This is a genomic window from Shewanella pealeana ATCC 700345 (assembly GCF_000018285.1).
Classification (GTDB): Bacteria; Pseudomonadota; Gammaproteobacteria; order Enterobacterales; family Shewanellaceae; genus Shewanella; species Shewanella pealeana.
Window position 1 is genome coordinate 4,842,015 of record NC_009901.1, and the last position, 22,833, is coordinate 4,864,847.

Consider the following 22,833-nt stretch of genomic DNA (forward strand, 5'->3'; position numbering starts at 1 on the left):
AAATCGATATTAATCTTAATCAGCAATTATTTTAGCCGTTAATTGTTCTGTTGCTTATATTAAGCACAGCCATTCGGCCATCTATACGATGGAGTCGTGTTATGAAAACCCTTATAAATTTAGCCTTATCTACCCTGTTATTTCTGTCTTTGACGGGTACTGCAACAGCAAATGAACACCATCATGGTGCCCATAAAAACCAACACGCTGTGCAAAGCCAAGATTATGCTTGCCCTATGCATCCAGAAGTAACTGGCGTTAAAGGTGATTCTTGTCCTAAATGCGGCATGGACCTAGAAGCAGCCAAGACTGCAGCTAAAAGCCATGGCAAAAACTGTGACTCTTGCCCTAATAAAGAGTCGTGCCCTAATAAAGCTAACAAGCACCACAAACATATGAGCAAGCATACCCATGCATGCCCTATGAACCCAGCTATTACAGGTCAAGCAGGCGACAACTGCCCTAAATGCGGCATGGATTTAGAACCTATCCCTAAAGCCGATAATACTAAAAACTGTGATTCTTGCCCCAATAAAGAGTCGTGCCCTAATAAAGCTAACAAGCACCACAAACATATGAGCAAGCATACCCATGCATGCCCTATGAACCCAGCTATTACAGGTCAAGCAGGCGATAGCTGCCCTAAGTGTGGGATGGATCTAGAGCCTATCGCGACAAGCGACAAGGCCACTAAATCTACTCACATGCATCACTAAGACCTAGGGTGGAGATAAGGCATTATGAGTTTTTTTAAGCCAAACAAAGCGGCGACGCCGCTGATCTGCGCATTCAGTTTTATGCTTGTGGCTACGCCACAACAGGCATATAGCCAAACTGCAGAAACAACATATCAACACGCTCAGGCCCACCAGCATGAGTCAACTTACTACTGCCCCATGCATCCGGAAGTGACCAGCCATGAGCCCGGTCGCTGCCCTGAGTGCAAGATGTTCTTAGTTAAGGACGAAGAGCAGGACAGTTCGACTCACGACAATCATGCAACTGTAACTAAGAGTCAAGATTACTACTGCCCCATGCATCCGGAAGTGACCAGCCACGAGCCCGGTCGCTGCCCTGAGTGCAAGATGTTCTTAGTTAAGGATGAAGAACAGGACAGTTCAAATCACGACAATCATGCGGCTGTAAGCCAGAATTACTACTGCCCGATGCATCCAGAAGTGACCAGCCATGAGCCCGGTCGCTGCCCTGAGTGCAAGATGTTCTTAGTTAAGGATGAAGAACAGGACAGTTCAAATCACGACAATCATGCAGCTGTCACTAATGAGTACTACTGCCCGATGCATCCGGAAGTGACCAGCCATGAGCCCGGTCGCTGCCCTGAGTGCAAGATGTTCTTGGTGAAAGAGGAGGAAGAGGAGTCTGTGCCTGATGAGCACGCTGGCCATAACCACACGACTCAATCGACCTCCTCAACTCAGCAGTCTCAAGCGGATAAGATCCTAAGCCAACCTAAGCCGACACTCTCGCCTGCAGCCCAGAGCAGCGGTGATGGCAACGTAAAATATGTTTGCCCCATGCATCCTCACGTCGTCTCCGATGTTCCTGGCTCCTGCCCGATATGCGGCATGGACCTAGAGAAAGTCACCATAGGCGGCGTAGGTGAAGAAGTGGTCGTTGGTGTATCTGGCGGTATGCAGCAAGCATTAGGCATGCGCAGCGAGCAAATCACCGAAGGCACCCTTTGGAAGCTGGTAAAAACCATAGGCACGGTGGAGTATAACGAAAACGCCATCGGCCATAGCCATACCCGCGTTAACGGCTGGATTGAAACCTTAATGGTGCATAACGTCGGCCAGCGGGTGAAGAAAGGCCAATTACTTTATGAGCTTTACTCTCCAGAGCTGATTAATGCCCAAGACGATTATATGCAAGCGGTGGACTATCTAACCCAAGACAAAAGCCGCGGCCAAGGCTTACTACGCAAGGCACGCTTACGTCTTGAGTTACTGGGTGTGAGCTCCGACACTATCAAGCAATTAGAACGCACAGGTAAAACCATCTACCGTGTGCCCTTTTATGCCGAGCAAGATGGCTTTATCAGCAAGCTAACCGTACGTCATGGCATGTATGTGCAGCCCGGCGATACCTTGTTTGAAATCGTCGATTTAAGCAGTGTATGGGTGATTGCCGACGTATTTGAAAATGAACAGAGCTGGCTCGAACAGGGTCGTCCTGTAGAAGTCACCTCTGCTGCTCAAGGGCTATTCGATCTCGAGTCGACTATCGACTATATCTACCCTGAGCTTGACCCTGTATCCCGTGCAATGCGCGTGCGGATTAAACTAGACAATCCCGATAAACTGCTCAAACCCGGTACCTTGGTCGATGTAAAACTCTTCGGTGGCCCTAAACGTGAAGTTCTGGCGATCCCAACTGAAGCGCTTATTCTTACTGGCCGCGAAAACCGAGTCGTAGTGCAGCGTGATGATAACCGCTTTGCTTCTGTGCCCGTAAAAGTGGGCATGATTGCCCAAGGCAAGGCTGAGATTATCGAAGGCCTAAAGGTTGGCGACAAGGTAATTGTTTCTGGTCAGTTCTTATTAGACTCGGAAGCCAGTATCCAGGGTAGCTTACAGCGCTTAAGCGGTAGCAATAGTAGCGAAAACAATAACGCTGCTAGCGATCCACACGCAAACCATTAATCGGAGACTGACTATGTTAGAAAAAATTATCAGTGCCTCGATTAAACAGCGGGCGATGGTGTTAGTGCTTACTGCGGTGATCGCCTTAATCGGCTATCAAGCGATGCGCATGACGCCACTGGATGCACTGCCGGATCTGTCTGATGTACAGGTTATCGTCAAGACTTCCTACCCAGGGCAGGCGCCGCAGTTGGTGGAAGATCAGATAACCTATCCCTTATCCACCGCCATGCTGGCGGTACCGGGTGCGCAAACCGTACGTGGTTTCTCCATGTTTGGTGACTCCTACGTCTACATTATTTTTGAAGATGGCACCGACATCTATTGGGCGCGCTCGCGGGTATTAGAATACCTTTCCCAGACTCAAGGCCAACTCCCCGATAGCGTCACGCCAACCTTAGGTCCTGACGCATCTGGGGTGGGCTGGGTGTTCCAATATGCCTTAGTCGACCGTAAGGGTAAACATGACTTAGCCCAACTACGCTCGTTGCAGGATTGGTTTTTAAAACTGGAATTGCAAAGCGTTGAAGGTGTGTCAGAGGTGGCCACTATTGGCGGCATGGAACAGTCTTATCAGATCATCGTCGATCCTCATAAGTTGGCGCTGTACCAGATTGATTTGATGACGGTAAAAAATGCCTTAGATAACTCTAACAGCTCTACTGGCGGCTCGGTTATCGAGATGGCTGAAGCCGAGTATATGATCACCTCCAGCGGTTACCGCCAGACTTTGGCTGACTTTGAGGAGATCCCACTGGGTATAGTGTCAGAGTCTGGCACGCCGGTATTGATGAAGGATGTGGCACAACTGCGTACAGGCCCTGCCGCACGCCGTGGTATTGCCGAGCTTAACGGCGAAGGCGAAGTGGTTGGTGGTATCGTGGTTATGCGCTACGGCGAGAATGCCCTTGCCACCATCAACAATGTGAAGCAGAAACTCAAAGAGATAGAAAACGGTCTACCCGACGGGGTTGAATTAGTGATCACTTACGATCGCTCTGAGCTCATTCTCAATTCGGTAGACAACCTCAAGCACAAGGTGCTTGAGGAGATGCTTGTGGTCGCAGTGATCTGCCTTATCTTCCTGCTTCATGCTCGCTCGACATTAGTGGCCATCATCTCGCTGCCGATCTCGATTCTCATCAGCTTTATCGTAATGAACATGATTGGGGTCAACGCCAATATCATGAGCCTAGGTGGTATTGCCATCGCCATTGGTGCCGTAGTCGACGCCGCCATTGTGATGGTCGAGAACACCCATAAACACTTAGAGCACTATCGAGAACAACATAACGGTGCCACACCTACGGGCGAAGCGCACTGGGAGCTGGTACGCAAGTCATCGGTTGAGGTGGGGCCGGCACTGTTTTTCAGTTTGCTGATTATCACACTGAGTTTTGTGCCCGTTTTTGCCCTAGAAGCGCAAGAGGGACGCCTATTCCATCCGCTAGCCTATACCAAGACCTTTGCCATGGCGGCGAGTGCAATATTAGCCATCACACTGATCCCGGTATTAATGGGCTATTTCGTTCGCGGTAAGATCCCCGATGAGCGTAAAAACCCCATTAGCCGCTTCTTAATTGCGATTTACGAGCCCACGCTACGTCTGGTGTTACGCTTTCCCAAGATCACTATCTTGCTAGCAATAGTGACACTTGCAAGCGCAGTTTACCCTATGACCAAGATGGGCAGCGAATTTATGCCCGAGCTTGAAGAGGGGGATCTGCTCTATATGCCAACAACCCTACCGAGCGTCAGTGCTGGTAAGGCGGCCGAGATCTTGCAGCAAACCGATAGATTGATAAAAACCGTGCCTGAAGTGAAGCGAGTATTTGGTAAGGTCGGCCGCGCCATGACAGCAACCGACCCCGCGCCATTAACTATGCTAGAGACCACTATCATGCTTAACCCAAGGGACACTTGGCGCGAAGGTATGACACTAGAAGGCATCATCGCGGAGCTACAAAGAACCGTAAAAGTGCCGGGAATGACCAATGCTTGGGTACAACCGATCAAGACCCGTATCGATATGCTCTCTACTGGGGTAAGAACCCCTGTGGGTATAAAGATATCCGGCGCAGATATTGAGGAGCTGCAACGCATAGGGACTGAGATAGAAGCGGTAGTCAGTAAGCTACCGGGGACAGAGTCCGCCTTCGCTCAACGCACCAGTGGCGGCCGTTATATTGATATCGAGCCCGACCTTAAGAATGCCGCCCGTTATGGAATGACGCTCAAGGACATTCAAGACGTGGTGCAGATGGCAATTGGCGGCATGCAGGTGGGGCAATCGATTCAAGGCCAAGAGCGCTACCCTATCAATATCCGTTACCCGAGAGAATTACGCGACAGTATTGAGAAACTCGAAGATCTACCGGTACTCACAAAAACTGGTAAATACCTGCCTTTAGGTAACCTTGCTAGCATTAGCATCAGCGATGGCGCACCTATGCTAGCCAGTGAAAACGGCCGCTTGATCAGCTGGGTATTTGTCGATTTGAAAGATATCTCTATCGGTGAGTACATCACTAGCGCAAGAGCCGCACTAGATGAGCAGATCAGCTTGCCACCGCGCTACAGCTATAGCTTTGCCGGCCAATATGAGTATATGCAGCGGGTAGAAGCTAAGATGCAGCTAGTGGTGCCGTTAATGCTAGCGGTTATCTTCATGTTACTCATGATGACCTTTAGCTCATTTATCCAGGCATCGGTGATCATGCTAAGCCTACCTTTCTCACTGGTAGGTAGCGCTTGGTTACTCTACTTTCTGAACTTTGACTTCTCCGTTGCCGTATCTGTGGGGATGATCGCGCTGGCGGGCGTGGCAGCCGAGTTCGGCGTAGTGATGCAGGTTTATCTGAATAACAGCATCAGGGATCGAAAACTTGCAGGCTTATACAATAAGCGCAGTGACTTGAGCGAAGCCCTTATTCACGGCGCGGTAATGCGTATTCGCCCTAAAGCGATGACAGTGGCGACCATCTTCTTTGGATTATTGCCAATCATGTGGGGTAGCGGCACGGGTAATGAAGTGATGCAGAAGATTGCAGCGCCTATGGTGGGCGGCATGGTCACCGCTCCTATCCTATCGCTGTTTGTGATCCCGGCGATCTACTTGCTGATTTACGGACGAAAATTGACGAAAGACTAACTAGAACAGTAGCCTGCTTGTACAGCTATCATGTGTAATCAGTAGGGCGTTAACTGCCCTACTGATTTTACTATATATGGTTAACCACCCGACTCGCTCGCTACACGGCCTGAGCTCAGCAATCTTTGCGCTTCTCTTTCATCTCTATCCCTTTGCGCTTGCGTGGTACATTTACGAACTGGCATTCTAGAACCTGTCACCGTTACTTTCTCACAACGGTAATCACTGCTTTTTTTATTTGTTTCTGCAGTTGCGACCCCATCGGAGTTTTCACTGGTTGAGCCACAAGCAGATAGAAGCACTACGGATACTGATAATCCAATCCATTTCAATTTTTTCAACATTATTAACTCCATGGCTGAACGCCTTTTATTTTTGTTCGAAATGTATACAGTTCGGTATGAACAACCAAACTAACAAACACACTCATAATAAAAAACAGCCAGATACAAACTGACACAAGAAAAACGAAGGACGACTCACTAAAAAGCACGCCAATTGGCGTGCTTTTTAAGACCAAATCGGCCTTGATTTTATTAAGCCGTCATACGCAACTCTATAATCGAAAACAAACCACCGTTAGGGTCGTTAATCACCGCAAAACGTCCAACATTGGGGATATCCGTTGGCGGCACACAAATCTTGCCTCCAATCTCCTCGACCAGCTTCGCCTTCGCATCGCAGTCATCCACAGTGAAATAGGTCATCCAATGAGCTGGCATGTCGCACCATTCCTCGGTCATTGCCATCATGCCGCCAATATCTTGCGCGCCCACTTGCCACTCGGTGTAGTCCATGCCGTCCATGTTACTGTCTCGAGTCCCCCAGCCAAAAATGTGGGGATAAAACTGCTTTGCCTGCTCTGTATTACGGCAGGCTAGCTCCACCCAGCACAATGTATGAGTTTCAGCTGCGCGTTGCGCTCCGATGTGATTCTTAGCTTGCCACAGCGCAAATCTCGCACCTTCTGGGTCTTGAACTATGGCCATTCGCCCCGCCTCACCCACGTCATGGGGACCAATCAACAAAGTTCCACCCGCTCCAGTGACATCGACCAAGGAGGCATCTAGATTTTCTACCGCAAAATACACTGTCCACTGCGTCGTATCGCCGTTGGCAACCATCTCTTCTGGCAGTTGATACATGGCGCCAATATCGTCACCCTCGATAGCCAACATGCTATAGGTGCCTTGAGGAATGGGCATATCGACAATTTCCCAGCCAAATAAAGCACTGTAGAACGACTTGCTGCTATTGATATCCAAAGAGGCTAACTCTATCCAACAGGGCTGGCCCTGAAAATACTGATCAACTTTCATCTAAAACCCTATGATTAACGGCAACCTAATCCTTTGAGTTAAGACTGATTTAGTTCAACTGTCCAACTCACCGCAAAAAATCTCCTATCGTCTGCAAAAAGAGGCCTTAAGTATGCGCGATGAGGATAAGACTCAGGTTTAAGACTAATGGACTATAATCTAGATCTAGCCATCATCAAGGAGGATTAGCAGTGCCAGTATTAGAGCGAAGTTTGCGCTATCTGTTTATTCCTATTGTCATCACCTTTCTCTATATCGTGATCACCCAGCATCTATCGACAATATGGCAAGGCTGGCTACCTAAAATAAATGAGCTGCCCTATTTCTTACTCGGCATATCCGCAGTCCTAGCACTGCTGTTTAATTGTTGGCGTATAAGTTATCTGTCGCTACTCTTGCTTGGGTATTACTACTTTGAATCAAGCCCAGCGCTGCTCCCGGAGCTGGCATTGCTGAGCCAAGAGCAGGTGATCCTGACTGGTACCTTAATAATTACTTTCTTTGCCACGTTCAAAGACAGGGCACTATTCTCAATATATTTTTTCAAGACTGTTCTCGCGATAGGGCTATGCGTTATCTTAACCTTGGGCTGGAGCGCAGTGATTACTCACCTCAGCTCTGTCGATGCTGGATTGCTACCCAATACACTCAAACTGCTTACCTCTTTATATGCCCCTATCGGCATATCATGCATAGTACTTTGTATTTTTACGATTTGGCGTGCGACGGGTGTCGACTCCGCTATCATGGTTACACTCTTCATCTGGTTATTTCATTTCTATCTACCCGATGAGTTACCCCTGTCGATATTGCTAACCATACTCGCCCTAGCATACTTAACCTCTATCTTAGTCAGGAGCCATAATCTTGCCTACAGAGACGAATTGACTGGACTAGCCTCTCGTCGCTCTCTCAATACTTTGGCCCATTCACTCAATAAGCATTACTGCCTCGCTATGGTCGATATCGATCACTTTAAAAAGTTTAACGATACCTATGGCCATGATGTTGGTGATCAAGTGTTGCAATTAGTAGCAAAGAAACTCAGTAAGGTAGAAGGGGGCGGCAAGGTATTTCGCTATGGCGGAGAGGAGTTCACCATAGTGTTCACCAATAAAAACATAGAAGCTGTATTGCCTCTATTGGAAGAGATCCGACGTAAAATCAGTCAATACAATATCGTGCTGCGAAATCAGCGGCGAAAAAATCAGAGCAAATTAAATAGAGATGAGGGCCACAAAACAAACCCTGTGGTAAATATTACTATCTCGATCGGGGTGGCCGAACAGCACGGAGAAACCTCGTTTGAAAACACACTTAAACGTGCCGACAAGGCCCTCTACAAGGCAAAAAACAATGGTCGTAATCAAGTATTTGCCTAGCAAGTACTAGCCTTCTGCAGAAGTCGGTGACTTAGGGCTGATAATAAAACCCCCAAGCCTTATGGCTTGGGGGATAAATATAACTAAATAGAGTAGAAGTAGTAGATTTGCGACTTCATTCGGATGACAATTCCGCGGATCACATCTAAGAACGCTAAGAACTCTATCGGCTTAGTGCCAGAGATCCATGCGAGTCCAACTGAGCCGACAGGAATGTCGTAATCACCGCTTTCGGTCAGTTTAAGTCTGACAAAGTGATGCTTATTATTGAGGTTCTGCCCGGTAGTCTGCCTCACATTGTCATCTAAGGCGACTAAACGCCCCTGTGACTCTCCTGTCGCCTCGACTATACCCTCGACTTCAGCGCTAAATACTTTGCCGGGATAGACAGCAGAGGCGAACTCAGCCAACTGACCGACCTTGACGTTACGAATAGCCTGATGGTTCACCCGCATCAACACGTACTTTTCATTAGTGTACATCTGCATACGTGGCGCCACGCCAACATACTGGCCTTCACGCATGATAAAGTTTGTCACGTAACCATCGGTTGGCGCATAGATCTTGGTGTTGTCTATGTTCCATTGCGCTTGAGCGACATTTTCATGTTCGCTATTGAGATCTGACTGGCGACTCTCTACCGCCAAGCGAGACTTTTCAATATTCAGCAGCGCCGTATGCTCGGCCATCTGCGCCTTCTCAATTTGAGTTGAGTAGGTCTGCACCTGTGCATTAGCCAGATCGACCGCCGTTTGCTGCTCATCTAATTGGCTCTTAGTGATAGTGTCCGGCACGACACGATTCTGCTCAACAAAACGTGCCAATGTCTTCTGCTTCCAAGCGAGGTCTTTAGACGCTGCATTTAGCTGATTCTTGGTGATACTGACGTCGGCTATCGCCACTTCATGCTGCTTAAGCGCTAGCTTTACATCTTCTCTAGACAATGACAGGTTTACCTTCGCAGTTTCCTGCGCCACCAACGCCTTATTCAGTGCGATTTGATAGGGCTCGGCATCTAAGTCATAGATCAGCTGCCCAGCCTCGACCTTCTGGTTAGGCTTCACATAGATATTCTCTACCTTACCTCGGATCTGCGAGTTTGCCGGACGCAACTGAATGTGAGGTGATTGCACCAAAGAGCCACCCGACAGATCCATCGGGGTATAGTTAAGTAAACCCACCCAGACAAACATCAACCAGCCAGTACCGCCAAGGTAAGCAAATGCTTTACTGTAGGCATTCCAAGGCATACCTACGAGACGCAGAAGGTAGATAAATAGTGCCCATACTGCTAAGCCTTCAAGCATTGGTTTGCTCCTCTTTTACAGCCGGCTCATTCACTATCGCTTGCGGCTCTTTCTCGCGCCATACATCTCGTATTTGCCGCAGCGCCTTCTCGCCATCGACGAAGGCAACTATAACCGCAATGACCCATACCCAATGCCAAATAAAGCCGATCCAGGTGAGCGCGGTAATCAGCCCTATCTGATGATGCTGATCCTTGTGGGCCTTATTAATCGGCATCTCATGAACTTTCCAAAAACCATATGCAGCCGCAGCCACTGTTAGCACCATTACCACCGCAGCTACGCCATGCAGAGCGGTATCAACCCCTGAATCAACGAATGGCATACTGAACAAACTCATAGAGAAAAACCTCAGAAAAGTGTTTTGGCTGCGTAGTTTGCCTTTTCTTTTCATCGCCACAAGATGAAATACACTTATGTATCAATTATCACGCCTTTATGATTCAATTAGGTCACTTTAAGGTTAGGATATTCACTATGCTGCTCAACACCGCTTTTATTCGCTCTTGCTATATCTCTCCGGTATTAGAGGGAGTAGAGGCGCATTATGGCGTGACTTCTGATGACCTAGGCATTCCTAAGCTGGTACTCCAAGATAGGATGACGCTGATCCCTTTTACAGAGGTGTCAAAGTGGTTTGAACAGATTGAGCGGATAACTGGCGAAACTGATTTTATGGTCAAGATCCAGAGTTACCTGACTCTAGATGGGCTTGAAATCCCTGGGAATTGGTTCTTAAGTGCCCCCGATCTAGCAATGTCATTTAGGCGGATCAATCATGGGATCTGCAGCTTTCAATCTGGCGCTAGCTATTACGCTCAACAGTCGGGAAAAATCTTAAAGTGGTGCTACTGCAATGATTTTGTAAAGGGAAAGCCACGTTCTCATGATTCCCTAAGAGTGGCTTTTACCCTATTTAACGCTATTAAAAACTACGTTGGCGATAGCTACAGCCTACGTAAAGTCAGACTCAGCGGTCCACCCGTTCAACAGAAGCAAACAGAAGAACTCTTCGATTGCCCAGTGTCCTGGAATGCGCCACAAACTGAGCTGTGGCTCGGTATCGACAGCCTGCTTATGTCCACCGACGATTACAGTTACATCCCAGAGCCCCTGACCGCATCGATTCCGCTGTCTCAACTAGAAAAGTATCTGAATATGCCGCAACCAACAGATCAGCCAAAAGTTTTGTATGAGATGGTGAATTACTCACGCTATTACGGTTTACCCAGCGTAGATTCGGTGGCTGCGCTGTTTGGGATCTCTCGCCAACAGCTGCAGCGGCGACTGCAGAAACTCGGGTTCACCTTTACCTATCTATCAGGCTATATTCTGTGTAATCAGGCAATTAAATATATGTTGGAGGGGATGAATGTGGCTGAGATTGCGACACGTTTAGGCTATGCCAATTCACATAGCTTTAGTCGCTCATTCACCCGGTTTCGTCGTCAAACACCGACTCAATATTTGCATAAGCTAAATCTAAATAGCAAAAAGCCTCTTTAAAAGAGGCTTTAGTTTTTGATTGGCCCGCAGCTAACGACTAACCGTATAGCGGCAGCATATCCGCCATTGCCAATAAGTGACATGCAGCAGTAATCACACCAAACAGGATCACTATGGCGATCACCGCGTTGCCACCAGGTACTTTATAGCTGGTACTATCTGGATACATAGCCCTGACCTTATAAGCCATCATTGCCGGAACAATTGCTGCCCAGATAGTGGCTGCCAGCGCCGCAAAACCAATAGCTATGAGGAAGCCATTTGGAAATAATAGGCCAAGTAATGTTGGAGGTAAGAAGGTCACCGCTGCAGTCTTTAGTCGACCCGAGCGCGACTCATCAAATCCAAATAGATCCGCCAGATAATCAAATAGACCTAAAGTCACTCCCAAGAAAGATGAGGCTACGGCGAGGTTAGCAAACAGAGTAAGCATAGTCGTTAACCAATCACTGGTTATCACGCCTGACAGAGCGTTCACTAGCACGCCCATATTGCCGCCCTGCTCTATGATACCAATAAAACCAGTTCTAGAGATATTACCCATGGTTGCAACAAGCCAGCAGACATAGATAACCAATGCGATACCAGTACCAATCACTATCGCCTTGATAATGGTGCGGTGATCTTTACCGTAATATTTAACTAGGCTGGGCACATTGCCATGATAGCCAAAGCTCACTAGACCAAAAGGCAGCGCCGCTAGCATATAAGGCAGATACTTGTTTTCACCATCAGGGCTCAACAGCTTCACCGACTCGACGTCGAGTAACAGATTACCCACAGCGAGGAAGAAGGTAATAATCATACCACCCAGCATCACAGTGGTAATTCTATCGACCGCCTTAGTACTGATTATGACGATAGTTGCTAGCACACCAGCGAATACCAATCCGGCAACGCTTTGAGGCAGGTTAATCCCGAAGCCTTCAAGGCTATGATTTACGATTGAACCACCACCACTGATATAGGCATAGGTCAAAATATACAGAACAAACGCAATCGATAGGCCATTTACGATACGCCAGAACTGGCCTAGAGTGGCTTTGGTTAAGGTGTCGAAGCTCGCTCCAGGCTCGAAGTGCAGGTTAGTTTCAAGCAGCATTAGGCCCGACACCAACATACAAAGCCACACAACAGCCATCATCAATAGCGAGTAACCGAACCACATTCCAGCGCCTACAACAGGCAGAGAAAACATGCCTGCGCCGACAGCTGTGCCCGCAATAATCATGGCCCCACCTAACAGCGACTTACCTGCAACCTTGTTCTTGGCTGCATTCATATGATTTGCCATTAAGTATTCTGCTCCGCATGCACACTATCTACAATCGTTTGCCTTACGGACGAGCGTAACAGTAGATTCGCTCTCTCTTTAATACGTTTGATATCGCTGCACCCTTGATTATCAGCTAGGTAACCTAGCTCTTTTAATTTGACACTCAGCGTAGCGTATAGCTTCTTGTCATAAAACTCTGGTGCAGTAATACCGTGAAGTGCGCCTAATCTTTGTGCCAAGCGATGACTGTCTTTTTCAAGCTCTGAACGCTCCATATTTGGCTTAACTTCAAGCAAGTTAAACAAGATAGCGTAACGCTGCATGGTTTCACTGATAGTGCCAGAAAGCAGTAGCAATTGATTAATCTTGCTCTCCACAACTTCGAAGTGCTCTGCTTCAACCACAAGACCTTGAGCAACAAAGATGTCGAGGATCTGGCTTGCGTATTGAGCAGGGTCATCAATACCCATAAACAATTCGGCTTCAAGCAATGGATAGAAGTCATTCACAACACAGATAACATCTTCACGGCTGCAATTTTCTTTACGCAGCAAACATGCCGCAATCAAAGATGGCAACACCATAAGGTGGATGATGTTATTACGATAGTAAGTCATGGTGATCGCGATGCTTTGATCAATCGAAATGATATCGCCTAGGGGATCGCTTTCAATCTGCAACTTTTTAAGCTCTAAACCTTGAGAAACCAAGTCATGCCCCGTACCTTCTGGCACAGACGTATACTCGGTATATGGCTGCTCTTTTAATATGGTTAGATACAAGTCTAACTGCTTCTCTAGTTGAGAACGCTCAAGCGCATTTTGCTCAGAAGCGAGTAACACCATACTAGTTAAGGTCACAGAGCTCACCGCCGCCGCATCGTTGATGTTAGTCATCACACGATTAGCCAATGTGTTCACCACAGGCGTTAACCAGCTAGGCTTTTGGTCTGGGTCTTTAGCTATATCTTCACGCCAGCTAGGAGCCTGCTCGTTCAAGAAGTTATGCAAGGTGATCGGCTCACCGAAGTTAACGTAACCTTGGCCAAAGTTGCCTAGCTTACGAATGGCGCCAAATACCTGCCAAACTGACTCTTTCTTTTTCTTCTTTCCGCTCAACTCTTTATGGTAAGTCGCCACTTCCATTACATGGTCATAGCCTAAATACACTGGCACTAGCGTCACTGGGCGTTCAACACCACGCAGCACACTGTTTAGGGTCATAGCGAGCATTCCCGTTTTCGGCGCCAGCAGACGACCTGTACGCGAACGGCCACCTTCTGTGAAGTACTCTACAGAATAGCCTTTGGTAAATAGCTGATCTAAATATTCACGGAACACGGCAGTGTAAAGCTTGTTGCCACCAAAACTACGACGAATAAAGAAAGCACCACCACGGCGGAACGCAGGACCCGCAGGCCAGAAATTAAGGTTAATACCCGCTGCGATATGCGGCGGTACCATACCTTGATAATAAAGAATATAAGACAGTAGCAGGTAGTCCATATGACTACGATGACACGGCACATAGACAATCTCATGTCCGTCGTGGTGCAGCTGTCTTACCTGCTCGGCACCTTTAATGTTGATGCCTTTATAAAGCTTGTTCCACAACCACGTTAGAAAACGCTCTGCGATACGCACTAGGCTATCGGAGTAATCTGCAGCCACTTCATCAAGGTACTCCATCGCTTTAGCGCGAGCTTCGGCCTCGGTGATCTTCTTGCTTGCCGCTTCCTCTTTAATCGCCTTGGTAATCGAATCTGATTTAAGTAAAGCGTGGAACAGTGCCTGACGCTTAGGCAGCTGAGGCCCAGTCATCACTTTACGTTGGCGCTGAAAGTGCACTCTTGCGACACGAGCAAGCTTCTGTGCAATACGCTTATCAGTGCCGTGCTCATCAGCCATATAACGCAGTGAAACGGCATTAGAAAACTGCACGAAATTATGTCGACCCAAGAACAAGATCATGAGGCACTTGCGTAACCAAGTTGGGTTTTGGCGCTCGAGTACCGCTGCGCGCATAGTGTCGTCTTCTTTACCAGGGGTACGACCCCAATAAAGGCTCACCGGCACCAATTGAATGTCTAATTCGCGATTTTGTTTATGTACGCTAAGGAGTCTCTTGAAGCAATCTATGTACTGCTCACCACCTTCTCGCTGGCCGAAGAGAGGCTTACTCCCTTCTAGGCAGACCACTCGTGGTGCCTTAACCCCATTGACCTCCAGCTCCTCGTAAGGGCTTGGTAAACCAAGTTTCGCCGTCATTTCGCTAAGCGCAGCGATGTCACTGACAGATTCAGTCTTCATGACATAAGCGAGTGGTTTACTCGGATCTAAGTTGAGATCGTCGAATGGGTCGTGAGGCACAACGACAGTGTGAACTAATTGACGCTGTAACCAGCGTAAAGATTTGAACCAAAGAGAGTCTTGTTTGGACATGATTTATTTGCAATGTTAGTCGCTTCTAATAAGGCGCTAGAATAGCAGATATTGAAATAGTTTGCGCAATTCTCTTCTTACCGTACCGAATCCGGTTTGTACATTTATAGAACAATGACTTAGCTTAAAATTTAATAACTTAAGCCAATACACAATGATTAAATCGTGTTCATTTCAAATTCATTATCACTTTCAGTCACCCACCTTAATAAGCCGTTGGTATTAGATAAGACAAGATTACCGATGAATCGCAGATTTAAACCCTTTGCAACGAGTTTCATCTCGCTGGATTTATTTCATTTGAAACCGGATCCCACACAGCGAAAAAAAGTTATAACTGGTTATTACTTGCACTCACTAAATTACTGTATATACTAACAGGTACTGTATAGAAAGACAGGGTTAATAATGAGACCACTTACACCACGCCAAGCAGAAATTTTAGAGCTAATTAAACGCAATATTGCAGATACTGGTATGCCACCAACCCGCGCCGAGATCGCAAGGCGTTTAGGGTTTAAGTCTGCCAATGCTGCCGAAGAGCATCTAAAAGCATTAGCCAAGAAAGGCTGTATCGAAATTATGCCGGGCACGTCTCGTGGCATTAAGTTAACCCAAGAAAGTACTGAAGAGCCAGATTTAGGCTTACCACTCATCGGCCAAGTTGCCGCAGGTGAACCAATCTTAGCCCAAGAGCATGTTGAGCAGCATTATAAAGTCGACCCAGCTATGTTCCGCCCATCGGCTGATTTTCTACTGAGAGTCCGTGGTGACAGTATGAAGAATATCGGTATTCTCGAAGGTGATCTGTTAGCAGTACATAAAATAGAACAGGCTCGTAATGGTCAAATCGTTGTCGCTCGCGTCGAAGACGATGTCACCGTTAAGCGTTTCGAGAAGAAAGGCAACAAAGTTTTCTTACATGCAGAAAACGAAGACTACTCACCAATTGAGGTGGATCTAGCAAACCAAAGCTTAAGTATTGAAGGTTTAGCCGTTGGTGTGATCCGCAATGGAGACTGGCAATGAACAAACTATTAGGAGTTAGCCCACGTCACCCGGGGCTTTGGCAAGACAGACCGTCTACGAGCATGAGTGCAAACTCGGGCAATGAGATCACTAGCATGGTGACGAAGACTCAAGGCCGCGATGAGCTCACTCAGATTAGTGCTCAACTTTCACAGCTAAGCCAACAAGGCCGCTGGATTGTACTGATAAGCCCTCCTAATATTGGTTATAAACAGATGTTAGCGGCGGCAGGCGTTAGAATGGACCGGATTTTACTGGTCCACGCTAAAGACGAGGTTGAAACACTTTGGGCAATGGAAAAAGCATTGACCAGTGGCACCTCAAGCGCAGTAATCACCTGGACTAATTCGTTAGATGCTCGCGATAGCCGACGCTTACAGATTGTTGCTAAAAGCGCACGCGCTGTAGGCATGATTATCGAAAATGCCATTGAAAGCGCCGATGCAAACTCTACTGAAGTTAACAATAGCCATTTACTCGATAGTTCAGTAAGCGCTCAGGATTGTAGTTTTGTACAAGCGTCATTATTTGGCGCCATTCATTAATACACTCAGTTAACCCTCTTTCTAACGACCAAGTTTCAGCTAAAGACTCTTGGTTTTGCTAAAGCTCTCAATCGAGAGCTTTTTTATTGCCAAAAATTTATTTTCATAATAAGCAAATGAATCAAAAAGTGATCTTGATCAATATTTAAACACCAAGTAGTGTAGGAAGTGATAACAACGATATTTTGTTATATCCGAACGATTTAGTCGTCGGTCTTTGTTTCTGAACTTTAGATCCTGATCAAGAAACAAAGGCTGAAATCGGCCTGATATATTTCAGCCGTAAGTGCCTACGTGGTTACACAAACCAGTATTGAATACTGGAATACAATAGTCGCTGTCGTAATAACGACAAGTTTGACAAAACCACTCGCGCACTTTGAAGTCATCGTTGCTTTTTTGGGAACTGAAGAGTTTACATAGAGCAGAGACTTACTGTGTGACTCTTCTTTGTCTTGCTGACAGAGGAGAAGTCTAGTGAAGCAATTGTTGTATAGTGTACTGGCGTTGCTATTTACGCCCGTGCTTGTTGCATCAGAAATGCCACTCAATATGACAGAGGGTGTGACGGATATCAGTAACAGGGTTTATAACCTGCACATGATTATTCTCTACATCTGCTGCGCTATTGGCATCTTAGTATTTGGCGTAATGATTTATGCCATGATCAACCACCGCAAATCAAAAGGCGCAGTTGCCGCCAACTTTCATGAAAGTACTAAAGTCGAGATCCTGTGGACTATTGTACCTTTTATCATCTTGATACTTATGGCCATTCCCGCAACCAAAACATTGATTGCCATGGAAGACCCCAGTAATGCCGACCTAACGGTCAAGATCACTGGCTCACAGTGGAAATGGCATTACAGTTATTTCGATCAAGACATTGAGTTCTTCAGCCTATTATCGACACCGCGTGAACAGATAGATGGCGATGCAACCAAAGGCGAAAACTACCTGTTAGAGGTAGATAAGCCCTTGGTTTTACCTATCAATCGCAAGGTACGTTTCTTAATGACCTCAGAAGATGTTATCCACTCCTGGTGGGTGCCCGCTTTTGCTGTGAAAAAAGATGCCAATCCGGGATTTATTAATGAGGCGTGGACCCGCATCGACAAGCCCGGCACATACCGAGGTCAATGCGCAGAGCTCTGCGGTAAAGACCACGGCTTTATGCCGATTGTAGTGGAAGCACTATCGGAAGAGGATTTCGATGCCTGGCTAATCACTCAGCAACAACACGCGCAAAATGCTGAAGCGGCAGCTAAGACTGCTTTATCGCAAACCTTGACCATGGAAGAGTTAATGGCTCAAGGTGAGCAAGTCTACCTAGCAAGGTGTGCAGCTTGTCACCAACCTAACGGGGCAGGCCTTCCAGGTGTATTCCCATCCCTTATTGGCAGCCCGATAATTAAAGGAGCGGTAGCCAGCCATGTAGATATTGTTGTAAACGGTAAACCCGGCACCGCAATGCAAGCGTTTGCAAAACAGCTAACGGCCACAGAAATCGCTGCCGTGGTGACCTTCGAGCGGAATGCTTGGGGTAATGATTCTGGCGATATGATCCAAGCTTCGGATATCGACTCGGGGAGTTCAACGCCTGCGGCATCTGATGACTCAGACACAGCAATTGCCACCACATTACCGGCAACGTTACCTGAAACCCAGCAAGCAGACATACCGGCAACCGAGACTGTCGTAGAAGTGACTGAAGATGTTAAAGCCGTTGTTTTAGATGACTTAACTATGGATGAATTGATGACCATGGGTGAGAAGGTCTATATGACTAGCTGTATTGCTTGTCACCAAGCCACTGGCGCTGGCTTACCACCAGCTTTCCCGTCATTGGTTGCGAGCCCGATTATCAAAGGACCTGTTTCAGACCACCTTGAGATGGTCATTAATGGTAAGCCTGGCACGGCGATGCAAGCGTTTGGTCAACAGCTCACTCCTCAAGAAATTGCCGCGGTCATTACTTTTGAACGCAACGCATGGGGTAATGACTCAGGAGATGCTGTGCAAGCTTCTGATGTTGATGGTCACGGAAAGTAGGGGATTAACATGAGCACGATTACACAAGATTCACCAGCCGCTCACGACGATCACCATGATGACCATCATCATGGGGCGCCGAAAGGCATCATGCGCTGGATTTTAACCACCAATCACAAAGATATTGGTACGCTTTATTTATGGTTTAGCTTCATCATGTTCCTGACCGGTGGCGCCATGGCAATGGTGATCCGTGCAGAACTGTTTCAACCGGGCCTACAGTTAGTCGAGCCCAACTTTTTTAACCAGATGACCACAGTCCATGGCTTAATCATGGTATTCGGTGCGGTAATGCCGGCCTTTACCGGCTTGGCTAACTGGTTAATTCCGATGATGATTGGTGCGCCAGATATGGCGCTTCCGCGAATGAATAACTGGAGTTTTTGGATCCTACCTTTTGCATTTTCGATCTTGCTAAGCTCGCTATTTATGGAAGGAGGCGGGCCTAACTTTGGTTGGACCTTCTACGCGCCGTTATCGACAACCTATAGCCCTGACAGCACCGCATTATTTGTGTTTGCCGTTCACATAATGGGAATTAGCTCAATCATGGGTGCGATTAACGTGGTTGTCACCATAGTTAATATGCGCGCGCCGGGCATGACTTGGATGAAACTACCGCTATTTGTATGGACCTGGTTAATTACTGCATTTTTATTGATTGCCGTGATGCCCGTGCTTGCAGGTGTAGTCACCATGGTGCTGACAGATAAATACTTCGGCACTAGCTTTTTCGATGCCGCTGGCGGCGGCGACCCTGTGATGTTCCAGCATATCTTCTGGTTCTTCGGCCACCCTGAAGTCTACATCATGATCTTGCCCTCTTTCGGCATTATCTCAGCGATTGTGCCCGCCTTTAGCCGCAAACGTCTATTTGGTTACTCCTCTATGGTTTATGCCACGGCGAGTATCGCAATCTTGTCGTTCTTGGTTTGGGCACACCACATGTTTACCACTGGCATGCCGGTATTTGCCGAGCTCTTCTTTATGTATTGCACCATGTTGATTGCGGTGCCCACCGGAGTAAAGGTGTTTAACTGGGTAGCGACTATGTGGAGAGGCTCGATCAGCTTCGAGACCCCCATGTTGTTTGCAGTGGCATTTATTATTTTGTTCACTATCGGCGGCTTCTCAGGTTTGATGCTGGCGATTACTCCCGCGGACTTCCAGTACCATGATACCTACTTCGTAGTGGCGCATTTCCACTATGTGTTAGTCACCGGAGCCATATTCTCGATAATGGCGGCGGCCTATTACTGGCTACCAAAGTGGACGGGCAACATGTATAGCGAAACATTAGGCCGCTGGCACTTCTGGTGTTCAGTTATTTCGGTGAACGTATTGTTCTTCCCAATGCATTTTCTTGGGCTTGCGGGTATGCCACGACGGATCCCTGATTATGCGATTCAATTTGCCGATGTTAACCAGATAGTCTCCATCGGGGGATTTGCTTTTGGTCTGTCGCAGCTGATTTTCTTAGCCGTGGTGATTAAATGTATTCGCGGTGGTGAGAAAGCGCCAGCTAAACCGTGGGAAGGAGCCGAAGGTCTAGAATGGACAATACCAAGCCCCGCTCCCTATCACTCGTTTACTACGCCACCAGAGGTGAAGTAAACATGGCTGAGTTAAAGCGTAAATCCAATCGCAAACTGATCATAATGCTAATTATTGGCGCTGTGGGCATGTTTGGCTTTGGATTTGCGCTTGTTCCTTTGTACGACGTGTTGTGCGACGCACTGGGGATTAACGGTAAAACCCAAAATACCGCCAGCGTTTATCAGCCCGTTGTAATAGATAAAAACAGAACCATTACCGTAGAGTTTGTGTCTCAGGTGCAAAGTGATATGCCTTGGACGTTCAAACCAGAGGTTAATACTATGCAAGTTCACCCCGGCGAGCTTATACGGACTCATTTTGTTGCAACAAATTTGTCTGCAAACCATATTGTTGGCCAAGCGATTCCGTCGGTGTCTCCCGGGCAAGGCGCCGCTTATTTTAATAAAACGGAATGTTTCTGTTTCAATCAGCAAGTATTAAAGGCCAATGCCGAAGCTGATCTCCCACTGATATTTTTTGTGGATCCCGAATTACCAGATTCAATATCAACCTTGACCCTCTCTTATACGCTCTACAACATCACCGACAAAGGCTATGTCGCCAGCACTGCTGTAGAGCAAGGAGCTGCTAGATGACCATTGAAAATAAGCACGAAAATTATTACGTTCCAGAGCAAAGCGCTTGGCCGATTATCGGTGCAATTGGACTATTTCTGATCGCCTTTGGTGCTGGTAGCTATGTTTCACAACTGCAAGCAGAAGGCGGCAGCGGCGGCTATATCCTACTCGCAGGGATTGCCGTGATTATATTTATGATCTTTGGCTGGTTTAGAACCGTTATAGCCGAATCGATGGCAGGCCTCTACTCCAAGCAGATGGATCGCTCTTTTAGGCAAGGCATGAGCTGGTTTATTTTCTCTGAAGTCATGTTCTTTGCCGCCTTTTTCGGTGCGTTATTTTATGCCCGTATGATATCAGTGCCTTGGTTAGGTGGTGCATCGAATAACGCCATGACCAATGAAGTGTTATGGCCAACCTTTGAAGCTGTTTGGCCGCTAATCACTACACCAGACGGCAGCACGACCCAAGCTATGGGCTGGATGGGTCTGCCCTTGTATAACACCTTAATCCTATTGACCTCCTCTGTAACATTACACTTTGCCCACGTGGGGCTCGAGAAAGATAAACGTAAAGCGTTAACCATTTGGTTAGGCCTGACTATTTTATTGGGTATCGCTTTCCTAGGCTTGCAAGCTGAAGAGTATATTCATGCCTACCAAGAGATGGGACTGACTCTAGATGCGGGCGTTTACGGCAACACCTTCTTCCTATTAACGGGCTTTCACGGAATGCACGTCACCTTAGGTACCGTGTTTCTGATAGTGCTATTTTTTAGAGTGCTCAAGGGGCATTTTACCCCAGATAAGCACTTTGCCTTCCAAGCTGGTGCTTGGTATTGGCACTTTGTTGATGTGGTGTGGCTGTGTCTATTTATCTTTGTGTATGTACTTTAATCCAAGATAGAACTTAACCATTAATAGGGCCTGGAGTTAGGAGCAATGACTCCAGTCCCTAACGCCACTAGCAGTAAAAAAACGACCAATACAGAGAACAGAACCCGTCGACCTAAGAATTGGCTCATAGGAACTGATGTCTCTCCTTTCACCATAATAAACAGGGCGCGGCCTAGATTAAACAGTATGAATAGCAGTAGCAGCACTAGGACCAATTTAAAGATTAACAAAACAGACATGGGCTCTCCTCGTGTTAAGATGAATCTTGCTTGGTTATTTATTGTGCTTCTTACTGTGATAGTGTTTTCAGTTTTGGTCAAGTTAGGTTTTTGGCAACTTGAACGCGCCCATTTTAAGGCTAACTGGCAACAACAGCTGAGCGAAAGACAAGCCGCCTCTGTACTCAGCTATCCTCAGTTACTCAATATTTCTAAAGATGAAGCCTTAACTGGTTTTAAACTCAAAACTTCAGTGAGCCCAGTCTCGACAGATATCTTTCTGCTCGATAATCAGGTTTATCAGGGAAGAGTGGGCTACCTTGCTCTACAAGCTGTGCAAGTGAGTGAGCTAGAGCCTTGGTTACTGGTCGAACTCGGCTTTATCCCCGCAGGGCTCAGCCGCTCACAACTACCCAATGTAAAACCCATTAGTCAGCCAAGCGTTTTAGAGGGCCGCGTTTATCAAAAGCAGATAAACCCAATGAGCTCAGAATTAATGGCCGAAACCGCTTGGCCCAAACGCATCCAAAACCTCAATATTCCCCAGATAGCTCAATTGATTGATAAGCCTTTAGCCAGTGTAGTCTTACAGCCAAGTAACCTCGACAACACATACCCTCACCCGTGGCAGCCTATTCCACTCTCTTCACAGAAGCATCAAGGTTATGCCGTACAATGGTTTTCAATGGCGGGCGTGTTTGCATTGCTAATGGGATATCTGTTGTTTCGTAAACTAAAACAGCCTGATAGATAACAAGGTCATTAGCCTATTGCCAATGACAGATAGACACTGTAGGTTAGAAATTAAGCGACCTAGCCGTTCCGGGAAGCTCAATTCTGATCAATTATTTTGATGGATTATTCTCAACCGTTT

At 47.1% G+C, this 22,833-nt stretch carries 19 protein-coding genes; 12 read left to right on the top strand and 7 right to left on the bottom strand.

Annotation, left to right across the window (positions count from 1 at the left end):
- Positions 1 to 101 precede the first annotated feature (101 nt).
- From SPEA_RS20925 to SPEA_RS20935, 3 genes are read left to right on the top strand one after another with little or no spacing between them, the layout of a single operon-like run.
- Positions 102 to 716, top strand: a complete 615-nt coding sequence (locus SPEA_RS20925; protein WP_012157177.1) for a heavy metal-binding domain-containing protein — start codon at positions 102 to 104, stop codon at positions 714 to 716.
- Between the two features lie 24 nt (positions 717 to 740).
- Positions 741 to 2,663, top strand: a complete 1,923-nt coding sequence (locus SPEA_RS20930) for an efflux RND transporter periplasmic adaptor subunit (RefSeq protein ID WP_012157178.1) — start codon at positions 741 to 743, stop codon at positions 2,661 to 2,663.
- A gap of 13 nt (positions 2,664 to 2,676) precedes the next feature.
- Positions 2,677 to 5,814, top strand: a complete 3,138-nt coding sequence (locus SPEA_RS20935) for an efflux RND transporter permease subunit (protein ID WP_012157179.1) — start codon at positions 2,677 to 2,679, stop codon at positions 5,812 to 5,814.
- A gap of 80 nt (positions 5,815 to 5,894) precedes the next feature.
- Here SPEA_RS20935 and SPEA_RS20940 read toward each other — a convergent pair whose 3' ends face one another.
- A complete protein-coding gene (locus tag SPEA_RS20940; RefSeq protein ID WP_041411149.1) occupies positions 5,895 to 6,158 on the bottom strand; it encodes a hypothetical protein in 264 nt (87 codons plus the stop codon).
- A 192-nt stretch (positions 6,159 to 6,350) separates the two neighbouring features.
- The gene (locus SPEA_RS20945) at positions 6,351 to 7,133 is read right to left on the bottom strand and encodes a VOC family protein (protein ID WP_012157180.1); all 783 of its coding nucleotides are present in this window, start codon (positions 7,131 to 7,133) and stop codon (positions 6,351 to 6,353) included.
- Positions 7,134 to 7,324: 191 nt separating this feature from the next.
- Here SPEA_RS20945 and SPEA_RS20950 point away from each other — a divergent pair, with 191 nt between their 5' ends.
- Complete coding sequence (locus SPEA_RS20950) at positions 7,325 to 8,515, top strand: GGDEF domain-containing protein (RefSeq protein ID WP_012157181.1); 1,191 nt, start codon at positions 7,325 to 7,327, stop codon at positions 8,513 to 8,515.
- A gap of 83 nt (positions 8,516 to 8,598) precedes the next feature.
- Here the strand turns inward: SPEA_RS20950 and SPEA_RS20955 are convergent, their stop codons facing one another.
- Positions 8,599 to 9,822 carry an HlyD family secretion protein gene (locus SPEA_RS20955; RefSeq protein ID WP_012157182.1) on the bottom strand — a complete coding sequence of 408 codons (1,224 nt, stop codon included), beginning with the start codon at positions 9,820 to 9,822 and terminating at the stop codon, positions 8,599 to 8,601.
- Complete coding sequence (locus SPEA_RS20960) at positions 9,815 to 10,162, bottom strand: MFS transporter (protein ID WP_012157183.1); 348 nt, start codon at positions 10,160 to 10,162, stop codon at positions 9,815 to 9,817. The genes SPEA_RS20955 and SPEA_RS20960 overlap by 8 nt, the downstream gene beginning before the upstream one ends.
- Positions 10,163 to 10,299: 137 nt before the next feature.
- Between SPEA_RS20960 and SPEA_RS20965 the strand changes: the two genes are divergently transcribed.
- On the top strand, positions 10,300 to 11,328 hold the full coding sequence (locus SPEA_RS20965) for an AraC family transcriptional regulator (RefSeq protein WP_012157184.1): 1,029 nt from the start codon (positions 10,300 to 10,302) through the stop codon (positions 11,326 to 11,328).
- Between the two features lie 37 nt (positions 11,329 to 11,365).
- On the opposite strand, the gene mtr is transcribed toward SPEA_RS20965, so the two are convergent.
- Complete coding sequence (gene mtr, locus SPEA_RS20970) at positions 11,366 to 12,622, bottom strand: tryptophan permease (RefSeq protein ID WP_012157185.1); 1,257 nt, start codon at positions 12,620 to 12,622, stop codon at positions 11,366 to 11,368.
- Positions 12,622 to 15,045, bottom strand: coding sequence for a glycerol-3-phosphate 1-O-acyltransferase PlsB (plsB, locus tag SPEA_RS20975; RefSeq protein WP_012157186.1), 2,424 nt, complete (start codon positions 15,043 to 15,045; stop codon positions 12,622 to 12,624). Before plsB ends, mtr begins: the two co-directional genes overlap by 1 nt.
- A 408-nt stretch (positions 15,046 to 15,453) precedes the next feature.
- Here plsB and lexA point away from each other — a divergent pair, with 408 nt between their 5' ends.
- The 6 genes from lexA to SPEA_RS21005 all read left to right on the top strand — a co-directional run bounded on the left by lexA (position 15,454) and on the right by SPEA_RS21005 (position 21,741).
- On the top strand, positions 15,454 to 16,074 hold the full coding sequence (gene lexA / locus SPEA_RS20980) for a transcriptional repressor LexA (RefSeq protein ID WP_012157187.1): 621 nt from the start codon (positions 15,454 to 15,456) through the stop codon (positions 16,072 to 16,074).
- Entirely contained in the window at positions 16,071 to 16,619 is a 549-nt protein-coding gene (locus tag SPEA_RS20985) for a cell division inhibitor SulA (protein WP_012157188.1), read from the top strand. Before lexA ends, SPEA_RS20985 begins: the two co-directional genes overlap by 4 nt.
- A gap of 477 nt (positions 16,620 to 17,096) precedes the next feature.
- Positions 17,097 to 18,671, top strand: coding sequence for a cytochrome c oxidase subunit II (gene coxB / locus SPEA_RS20990; protein WP_012157189.1), 1,575 nt, complete (start codon positions 17,097 to 17,099; stop codon positions 18,669 to 18,671).
- Positions 18,672 to 18,680: 9 nt separating this feature from the next.
- Positions 18,681 to 20,285, top strand: a complete 1,605-nt coding sequence (gene ctaD, locus SPEA_RS20995) for a cytochrome c oxidase subunit I (protein WP_012157190.1) — start codon at positions 18,681 to 18,683, stop codon at positions 20,283 to 20,285.
- Between the two features lie 2 nt (positions 20,286 to 20,287).
- Positions 20,288 to 20,863, top strand: coding sequence for a cytochrome c oxidase assembly protein (locus tag SPEA_RS21000; protein WP_012157191.1), 576 nt, complete (start codon positions 20,288 to 20,290; stop codon positions 20,861 to 20,863).
- 2 nt (positions 20,864 to 20,865) lie between these two features.
- A complete protein-coding gene (locus SPEA_RS21005; RefSeq protein WP_086024378.1) occupies positions 20,866 to 21,741 on the top strand; it encodes a cytochrome c oxidase subunit 3 in 876 nt (291 codons plus the stop codon).
- 20 nt (positions 21,742 to 21,761) lie between these two features.
- Here the strand turns inward: SPEA_RS21005 and SPEA_RS21010 are convergent, their stop codons facing one another.
- Positions 21,762 to 21,980: a DUF2909 family protein gene (locus SPEA_RS21010; RefSeq protein ID WP_041411150.1), complete on the bottom strand. Its 219-nt coding sequence runs from the start codon at positions 21,978 to 21,980 to the stop codon at positions 21,762 to 21,764.
- Between SPEA_RS21010 and SPEA_RS21015 the strand changes: the two genes are divergently transcribed.
- A complete protein-coding gene (locus SPEA_RS21015; RefSeq protein ID WP_041411151.1) occupies positions 21,979 to 22,713 on the top strand; it encodes an SURF1 family protein in 735 nt (244 codons plus the stop codon). The genes SPEA_RS21010 and SPEA_RS21015 overlap by 2 nt on opposite strands.
- Positions 22,714 to 22,833 lie beyond the last annotated feature (120 nt).

Coding starts and splice junctions, on each gene's coding strand:
- SPEA_RS20960 (WP_012157183.1), bottom strand. CDS start 10,162: ATGAGTTTGTTCAGTATGCCATTCGTTGATTCAGGGGTTGATACCGCT.
- ctaD (WP_012157190.1), top strand. CDS start 18,681: ATGAGCACGATTACACAAGATTCACCAGCCGCTCACGACGATCACCAT.
- mtr (WP_012157185.1), bottom strand. CDS start 12,622: ATGGCAAATCATATGAATGCAGCCAAGAACAAGGTTGCAGGTAAGTCG.
- SPEA_RS20965 (WP_012157184.1), top strand. CDS start 10,300: ATGCTGCTCAACACCGCTTTTATTCGCTCTTGCTATATCTCTCCGGTA.
- lexA (WP_012157187.1), top strand. CDS start 15,454: ATGAGACCACTTACACCACGCCAAGCAGAAATTTTAGAGCTAATTAAA.
- SPEA_RS20925 (WP_012157177.1), top strand. CDS start 102: ATGAAAACCCTTATAAATTTAGCCTTATCTACCCTGTTATTTCTGTCT.
- SPEA_RS20985 (WP_012157188.1), top strand. CDS start 16,071: ATGAACAAACTATTAGGAGTTAGCCCACGTCACCCGGGGCTTTGGCAA.
- SPEA_RS20940 (WP_041411149.1), bottom strand. CDS start 6,158: ATGTTGAAAAAATTGAAATGGATTGGATTATCAGTATCCGTAGTGCTT.
- SPEA_RS20955 (WP_012157182.1), bottom strand. CDS start 9,822: ATGCTTGAAGGCTTAGCAGTATGGGCACTATTTATCTACCTTCTGCGT.
- SPEA_RS21010 (WP_041411150.1), bottom strand. CDS start 21,980: ATGTCTGTTTTGTTAATCTTTAAATTGGTCCTAGTGCTGCTACTGCTA.
- plsB (WP_012157186.1), bottom strand. CDS start 15,045: ATGTCCAAACAAGACTCTCTTTGGTTCAAATCTTTACGCTGGTTACAG.
- SPEA_RS21000 (WP_012157191.1), top strand. CDS start 20,288: ATGGCTGAGTTAAAGCGTAAATCCAATCGCAAACTGATCATAATGCTA.
- SPEA_RS20945 (WP_012157180.1), bottom strand. CDS start 7,133: ATGAAAGTTGATCAGTATTTTCAGGGCCAGCCCTGTTGGATAGAGTTA.
- SPEA_RS21015 (WP_041411151.1), top strand. CDS start 21,979: ATGGGCTCTCCTCGTGTTAAGATGAATCTTGCTTGGTTATTTATTGTG.
- SPEA_RS20935 (WP_012157179.1), top strand. CDS start 2,677: ATGTTAGAAAAAATTATCAGTGCCTCGATTAAACAGCGGGCGATGGTG.
- SPEA_RS20930 (WP_012157178.1), top strand. CDS start 741: ATGAGTTTTTTTAAGCCAAACAAAGCGGCGACGCCGCTGATCTGCGCA.